The sequence below is a fragment of the Streptomyces sp. NPDC091376 genome (assembly GCF_044757085.1).
GTDB lineage: Bacteria > Actinomycetota > Actinomycetes > Streptomycetales > Streptomycetaceae > Streptomyces > Streptomyces pratisoli.
Window position 1 is genome coordinate 1 of the sequence record NZ_JBIVUF010000046.1, and the last position, 7,639, is coordinate 7,639.

A 7,639-nucleotide genomic window follows, 5' to 3' on the forward strand; every position below is an offset into this window, starting at 1 on the left:
ACCGCCGTGTGCAACGCGACCAGCGACGACGAACACAACGTGTCGATCGTCATGCTCGGCCCGTGCAGATCCAGGAAGAAGCTCACCCGATTGGCCAGGAAGGCGTTGTGATTGCCCAGGCCGCTGGGTGCGTCCAGCTCCGGAGCGATGTTGTAGTCCTTGTAGTGCTGGTAGCTGGCGCCCACGAACACACCGGTGGACGGGGACAGTTCGCGCGGTGGGAGGCCGGCCGACTCCAGTGCCTCCCAGGTCGTGCGGAGCAGCCAGCGGGCCTGGGGGTCGAGCACCTCGGCCTGCTTGGGGAAGAAGTCGAAGAACCGGGCGTCGAACTCCTCCACGTTGTCGAGGAATCCGCCCACGTCGGGCTCGTTCCCGTCGGCGTACCGGCCCCAGCGGTGGGCCGGAGCCGGACGGATCTCCTCGCCCGCGTCGGTGAGCAGCGACCAGAGCCGTTCCGGGTCCGGGGCGCCGGGGAGCGCCAGGGCCAGCCCGATGACGGCGACGTCCTGTTCGTCCGTGGTGTCGTCGGGGGCCGTGTCGCGGACCGCGGTCGGCGCGGGCCTGTCCCCATGGCTCGCGGCCGGTTGGCCCGCGGGCCGCTCGTCGAGTGCCGTCCGCTCGTCGGCTGCCGGCCGCTCGTCGGCCGCGGACGGGGCGAACACGCCGTCGCCCGCCAGTTCGGCGACATGCGCGGCGAGAGCGCGGCAGTCCGCGGCGTCCAGGACGTCCGTCGGGCTCAGTGTCACCCCGTACGCCGCCTCGACGTCGGCGGCTATGGCGGTCGCCAGCATGGAGTCGAGACCCACGGCGGACAGGGATGTGGTCGCCGTGACACCGGGGTCGTGGAGGACGTCCCGGACCACCGCGACGATCGCCGCCTCCGCCGCCGCGGCCTGCGGCGCGCGGCGGGTGGGAGCAGACGGTGAGGCGCCGTTGCCTGCCACGGTCCGGTACTCGACGTCGTCGAGCCGGGCCAGCACCCGGCCGTCGGCGGCGAGCACGGACGCGTCGCCGCGTCGCGTGCCGTCGCTGTCGGGCTCGGCGCCTTCGAGCAGGACGAACGCCGCCTGCGCCGCGTCCGCCCAGCGCACCGCCCGGCCGATGGAGACCGGCAGGTAGGTGGCCGACGGTGCGGCGGGATCCGCCAACGTGAGTACGGCCATGGCCTGGAGGGCGGCGTCGAGTGTCACCGCCTCGGCCTCCAGGGGGCTGCCGAGCGGGACGTCGATCCGCGCGAGCACCCGGTCGGGCCCGTAGTGAACTTCGGTGATGGACCGCAGTGGCGCGGTGAGCTCCATGCCCTTCGCCACGAACCAGGCGTAGAGGCCGGCCGGTTCCAGTGTGCGGTCGAGGCGGGCCCGCAGGGTGTCGAGGTCCACGGCAGCGGGCGGCGCGGCCGGGGCTTCGGCGGTGGTGAGCCGGGCGATGACCCGGCCGGCGTGCCGGAAGGTGACCGGCCCGGTACGCGTGGGGTCGTCCAGATCGCTCGTGAGGGGATGGTCCCCGGTCCCGCGTCCGGTGAAGGTGATCTGCCGCAGGGCACCGCTCGTCAGCAGCCCGAGGGCCACCGGCAGCGCTCCGGGGACGGTCTCCTCGCCCAGCACACGGTGGGCGCGCGAGAGTCGCCGTACGACCTCGGCCGTGTCCTGCGCGTCCGGCGCGGGCTGGGCTGCCGGTGTTGCCCGGGCTGCCGGTACGGTCCGGGCTGCCGTCACGGCGGCCTCGGATCGCGAGCCGAACGGATAGGGCGGGAGGACGGGGCGGCGCCCCGGCGGTCCGGGGTACACCACGGCCCAGTCGACGGTGCCGCCGCCGACGTAGCGGAAAGCCGGGCCGCTCAGCCCCGTCGACACGCTGTGCAGCACCGTTGCGCCGCGTAGGACAGTGCCAGGTGCCCGGTCCGCCAGGCGCAGCGCCTCGGCCAGCCCGGCACGCAGCTCGTCGGCCGTGGCTCCCAGGACCGCGACCCGGTACGCCTGGTGGTCGCGACCGACGGCACTGGAGCGGCACAGGGCGCTCGGGCTTGCCGCGTTCCCCTGCCGCAGCAGTGACCGGACGTCCGCCATGCGACGGGCGAGGGCGTCCGGGGTGTGTGCGGACAGCACCAGCAGGTGCTCGTCCGCCACGGCGGCGGCCGTACGGGTGTCCTCGCCCGACGCCGCGTGCCGGGACTCCTGGACGTACTCCTCGACGACGATGTGCGCGTTGGTCCCTCCCATGCCGAAGGAGCTGACGCCCGCCCGGCGCGGCCCGTCCGAGGTCCACGGCTGTGGCTCGACGGGGATCACGAACGGTCCGGCGGACAGGTCCAGATGGCTGCTGGGGGTCTCGAAACCGGCGACGGGCGGGATCTCGCGGTGCCGCAGGCACAGCAGGACCTTCAGCAGGCCGGCGAGTCCTGCCGCGGGTTCCAGGTGCCCGATGTTGCCCTTCACGGTTCCGATGTGACACGGCTCGCCGCGGTCCGGGTCGCCGCCGAACACCTCGGTCAGCGCGGCGATCTCGATGGGGTCGCCGAGCCGGGTCGCCGTTCCGTGCGTCTCGATCAGGGAGACGTCCGCCGGTGCCACGCCGGCATCGTCGAGTGCCGCCCGGACGACAGCGGCCTGGGCCTCGCTGCGGGGCACCGGCAGGGCGCTGCCGCGGCCCCCGTGGTTGACGGCGGTACCGCGGATGACGCCCCAGATCCGGTCGCCGTCCCGTTCGGCGTCCGCGAGCGGCTTCAGCATCACGGCCAACGCGCCCTCGCCGGGCAGGAATCCGTCGGCCCGCTCGTCGAAGGGTCGCGGCCGGGTCTCGGACAGGGCACCGAGCTGGCTCAGGCTGCGGTAGTACCACGGAGTCAGACCGACCTGGCAGGCCGCCACGATCGCGGCGCCGCAGTGGCCCGCGCGCACCGCGGCGACCGCCTGCTGGATGGCGACGAGGGACGACGAGCACAGGGTGTCGACGGTCTGCGAAGGGCCGGTCAGGTCCAGCGCGTACGAGATCCGGTTGGCCAGTACCGCGTTCATGGAGCCGAGCGCGGTGTGCGGTCCGACGCTCTCCAGCCCCTGCGTGTCGCGGTGATGGGTGTAGGTGGCGCCGACGAACACACCGATGTCGCGGCGGCCGGCGAGCCCGCTGTCGTCCCGCACCGTCCAGGCGTGCTCCAGCAGCAGCTTCTGCTGTACGTCCATCTCCTCGGCCTCGCGTACGGAGATGCCGAAGAAGGCCGGGTCGAAGCGGTCGATACCGGTGACGAAGGCACCGGTGCGGCAGTAGGTGCCCGTCATACGGGGACCGCGCTGCTCGAAGTGGGCGTCGATGTCCCAGCGTTCGGCCGGCACCTCGGTGAAGGCGTGTCCGCCGGAGCGGAGCAGCGGCCACAGCTCCGCCACCCCACCGACCGCGCCCGGGAGATCACCGGACACGGCGACGATCGCGACGTCCGCGGCGCGGCCGGCGACAGTGTGCCGCCGCGAGCGCGGGCGGTTCGAGGAGTCGGCCGTCACAGCCGTCTCGACGGTCTCGGCCGTCACAGCCGTCTCGACGGTCTCGGCCGTCTCGGCGGTCACGGCCGACTGGGCAGTCACGGCCGTCACAGCCGCCTCGACGGTCGCGCTGGTCACGGGCCCGGCGGTCTCCGGCGCCGCAAGCGCGACGGCCGCGCCGTAACGGCCGGTCAGGGCCTCGACGAGCTCGGCGAACTCGCCGTACTCCAGGAAGAGCGTCGCCGGAAGATGGACACCCCACCTGCGGGACAGTTCCTCCGACAGCTCGACGCTCATGATCGAGCTCATGCCGTAGTCCGACAGCGGAGTGTCGCGGTCGAAGGACGTGACGCCCAGCCGCTCCGCCAGGAACCGCTCCAGCGCGTCCCCGACGCGCTCCCCGTCGCCCTCCCCGGTCGAGTCGGCGGCAACCTGTGCGCCGTCACGTGTCTCAGCGCGTACGCCGGACGGTGCGCCGGGCTCGGCGCCCGCGTCTTCGAGCTCGACGACCACGTCGCCGGCGTCCGGGTGGGCGACGACGACCTGGCGGGGGTCCTCTTCCGCCCCCAGTACCGCGACCAGGGCGTCCAGGCCCTCCGCGGTGTCCAACGGCCGGACTCCGCGCCGCCGCAGCTGTTCCGCGACGGCCGTGCCCATGCCCACCTCGCCCCACAGGCCCCAGGCGACGCTCAGCCACGGCGAGCCGTGCGCCTGCGCGAAGGCGTCGAGGTAGGCGTTGGCCGCGGCGTATCCGCCCTGCCCCAGGTTGCCGAACGTGCCCGAGACCGACGCGAACAGCACGGCGAAGTCCAGGTCCTGACCGGCCACCGCGGCGGCCAGCTCTCGAACGCCGTCGGCCTTCGGGCGCATCACCGCCGCGATGTCCTCGGCGGTGGCGCTGCGGATCAGCCCGTCCTTGAGCGTGCCGGCCGCATGGACCACGCCGTGCAACTCGCCGAACGCGGCGCGGAAGCGTGCCACCACGGCCGCCAGGGCACCGGGGGTGGTCACGTCCGCGCTGTAGGACACGACCTCGCACCCTCGCGCGCCGATCGCGGCCGTCCGGTCGTCGTCACCAGCGGCCGCGCCGGAACGGCTGACCAGCGCGACGACGCCGGCGCCCTCCCGTGCGAACCGGTCGGCGACCTCCAGGCCCAGCCCGCCGTGCCCGCCGAGGACGAGGTAGCGGCCGCCCTTCCTGATGGGCCCCTTCCCGCCGTCGGGCGCGGCGTACGCCGACCGGTCGCGCACCCGGACGGGTACGTGGCGCACGCCCTGGCGGTAGCCGACCTCGGTGGGGCCGTCGGCGGCACCGAGCTCCACCAGGACTGCGCGGAGCGCGTCGTCGGAGAACTGGTCGATGTCGAGGATGCGCGGGTGCAGGCCCGGGTACTCGATGGCGGCGGTGCGGACGAAGCCCCACAGGGCGGCGCGCGCGGGCACCGGCCGGTCGCCGTTCGCGACCGGCTGCCCGTCCCTGGTCACCACGAAGAAGCGGGACTTGCGCTGCCGCTCGCCGAGGGTCCGCAGGGCGGCCAGGCAGCCGTACAGGCCGAGGCTGAGCTCCGCCTCCTCCCCCGGTGCGCCGTCGGGCGCGTCGACGGCGTTCCACAGGTGCACCACACCCGCGACCGGATCCCCGATCTCCTCCCAGAGCCGCCTGAAGGCATCCTCGTCCGGCTGCGCAAGCATCCGCCGATCACGGTCGTGAACCTGTGCCCCGGACGGTCCGGCGCCGACCTCCATCACGCGGGCTCCCTCGGCGCGCAGTTGCCGGGCGACGCGCTCACCCGGGCTGCCCGTACCGCCGTTGTGCAGCACCACCCAGGTTCCGGTCGCCGGGGCGTGCAGCTCGTCGGTCGCCGACGCGGGCCGCCAGTCGATCCGGGTGATGGGCAGCATGGCCGCCCGCGGCGCGGCCGGCGCGACGGCCGGTCGCGACACGGCGGCCGTACGACGCATCCGGAGCCCCTCGAACTCCGCGACCACCTCGTCCGAGGGCCCCAGCAGCAGGGCGTCCGCGGTCGCGTAGGCGCCGTCGACGCCGGTCCGGCGCACCAGGACGGTCGCACCGCCCGACAGACCCGAGAGATCGGCGAGGACCGCGACCCGAGCGACGCCGATCGGGAGCATGGGATACGGGCCGGCCTCACCCGTCAGGTCCTGGAGCGCGCAGCTGACGACCTGGAACACGCCGTCCACCAGCAGTGGATGGGCGTACCAGGGCATGGGCTCGGCGTCGGACCGCAGCGTGGCGCGGGCCACGCCGCCGTCCCCGACGGCGAGTTCCCTGACGGTACGGAAGTCGGGCCCGTACTGCAGGCCCTCACGCGACCAGCTTTCGTACAGCCGCTCCGAGGTGATCGTCCGCGTGCCCGCCATCTGCGGGCCGGTGCCGGCGGACGGGGCCTGGACGACGTCGGGGAGCAGCCGGCCGGTTCCGGTGGACAGCGGCTTGCGGTCGCCGGCCACCATCGTGCTCAGCTCGAAGCGGGTCTGCGCGCCGAAGGACACGTCGAGGCGGACGGGAGCCGCTGCGTCGTCGGCGATGGTGAGGGGGCGCAGGAACGTGACATCGGTGAGCTCCAGCGGGGTGAAGGGGCGACGCCGGGCGACCCCCACCATCGCCATCTCCAGCTGCACCGCGGCGGGCAGCAGCCCGGTGCCCGCGGAGCGGTGCTGGGCGATGAAGGGCTCCTGGCCCGTGAACGTCTTCTCGTAGGTCTCGGCCGGGTGCGTCACTGTCCCTCGCTCACGTGCTCGTAGTGACGGTCGAACAGCGGGTGGCTGAGGGCGCTCGGCTCGGTCCTGCTGCGGCGAGCAGGCGGCGCGGCCAGCTCCTGTCGGTTGAAGGGGTAGGTGGGGATGGTGGTGGTGCGCCGGCCCTTGCCCTGATGCAGACCGGCCCAGTCCAGATCAGTACGCGTGTGGTTGTAGTGCTCGGCCACCGCACTGTGCAGCAGAACCTGATCAACACGGTCACGCCGCAACGTACTGATCCACACCGGCTCCGTCCCGCCCCACGACGCCCGCGCCAACGACGTCAACTGAGGCTGCGAACCGATCTCCCACACCACCGCCGGACCGACCTCACCCAGCGCGGCCACGGCCTGACTGAAGCGAACCGGCTCACGAATCGCCCGCCCCCAGTAACCCGCATCCGTAGCCGACAGGGCCGAATGCCAGCCACCGGACACCGTCGACGCGAACGGAATCACCGGAGCCGAGAGCGCCGTGGCAGCAACGGCCTCCACGAACGGCGCGACCGCACCCTCCATCGCCACCGAATGAAACGCATGACTCACCGTCAACACCTGAGTCCGCAGACCGGACTCCCGGCAGAACCGAGACACCACATCCGCCAAGCCCGTAACCGTCACCACACGAGGCGCATTGAACGCCGCAACCTCCACCCCCGGAAAAGCAGGGAGAGCAGCAAGGACCGCCTCGGCATCCGCGTGAACCACCGCCATCGCACCCTCACCAGGCTGCGACTCCATCAACCGCCCACGCACCGCCGTCAACCGCAGCAGATCCGCCACATCCACCACACCGGCCACCCACGCCGCCGTCAGCTCACCCAGACTGTGACCCACCACAACATCCGGACGAACCCCCACCGACTCCAGCCAGCGCACCAGACCCACCTGAACACTCACAATGGCAGGCTGCGCATACCGCGTCCGATCCAGCCGACCCGGCACACCACCGAACAACAACTCCAGCAACGGCACATCCACATGCCCCGCCAACAGCTCAGCACACTCATCCAACGCCGCCCGGAACACCGGCTCCACCGCATACAAACCACGGCCCATACCCAGGTACTGCGAACCCTGACCCGTGAACATGAACGCCGAAGGCTGAGCCTTGCCACCCTTGCGGGACACCGCGCGGCGACCTGTCACGACATCGTTCAGGCCGGCGACCAGTTCGCGAGCGTCAGCACCCTGAACCGCCACGCCGTAACGATGCCCGGCACGACCGGTGTTCGCCGTGAACGCGAAATCCCCCAGCTCGTCCCCGGACATGCCACCCAGAGCATCCGCATACGAACCCGCCAGCGCCCGCAGCGCGGTCTCGTCCGCCGCGCTCACCCGCACCACATGCGAGTCCTGCACCAACGACTCCCGCAGTGGCGCGACGGGGGCTTCCTCCACGATCAC

The 7,639-nt window shown here is 72.8% G+C and carries 2 protein-coding genes; both read right to left on the reverse strand.

The features are described from left to right. Positions 1 to 6,215: SDR family NAD(P)-dependent oxidoreductase (locus ACIQMR_RS37850; protein ID WP_401397602.1), on the reverse strand; the 6,215-nt coding region annotated here is incomplete at its 3' end. Continuing rightward, on the reverse strand, positions 6,212 to 7,639 hold a 1,428-nt coding region (locus ACIQMR_RS37855; protein WP_401397605.1), incomplete at its 5' end, for an acyltransferase domain-containing protein. The genes ACIQMR_RS37855 and ACIQMR_RS37850, both read right to left, overlap by 4 nt.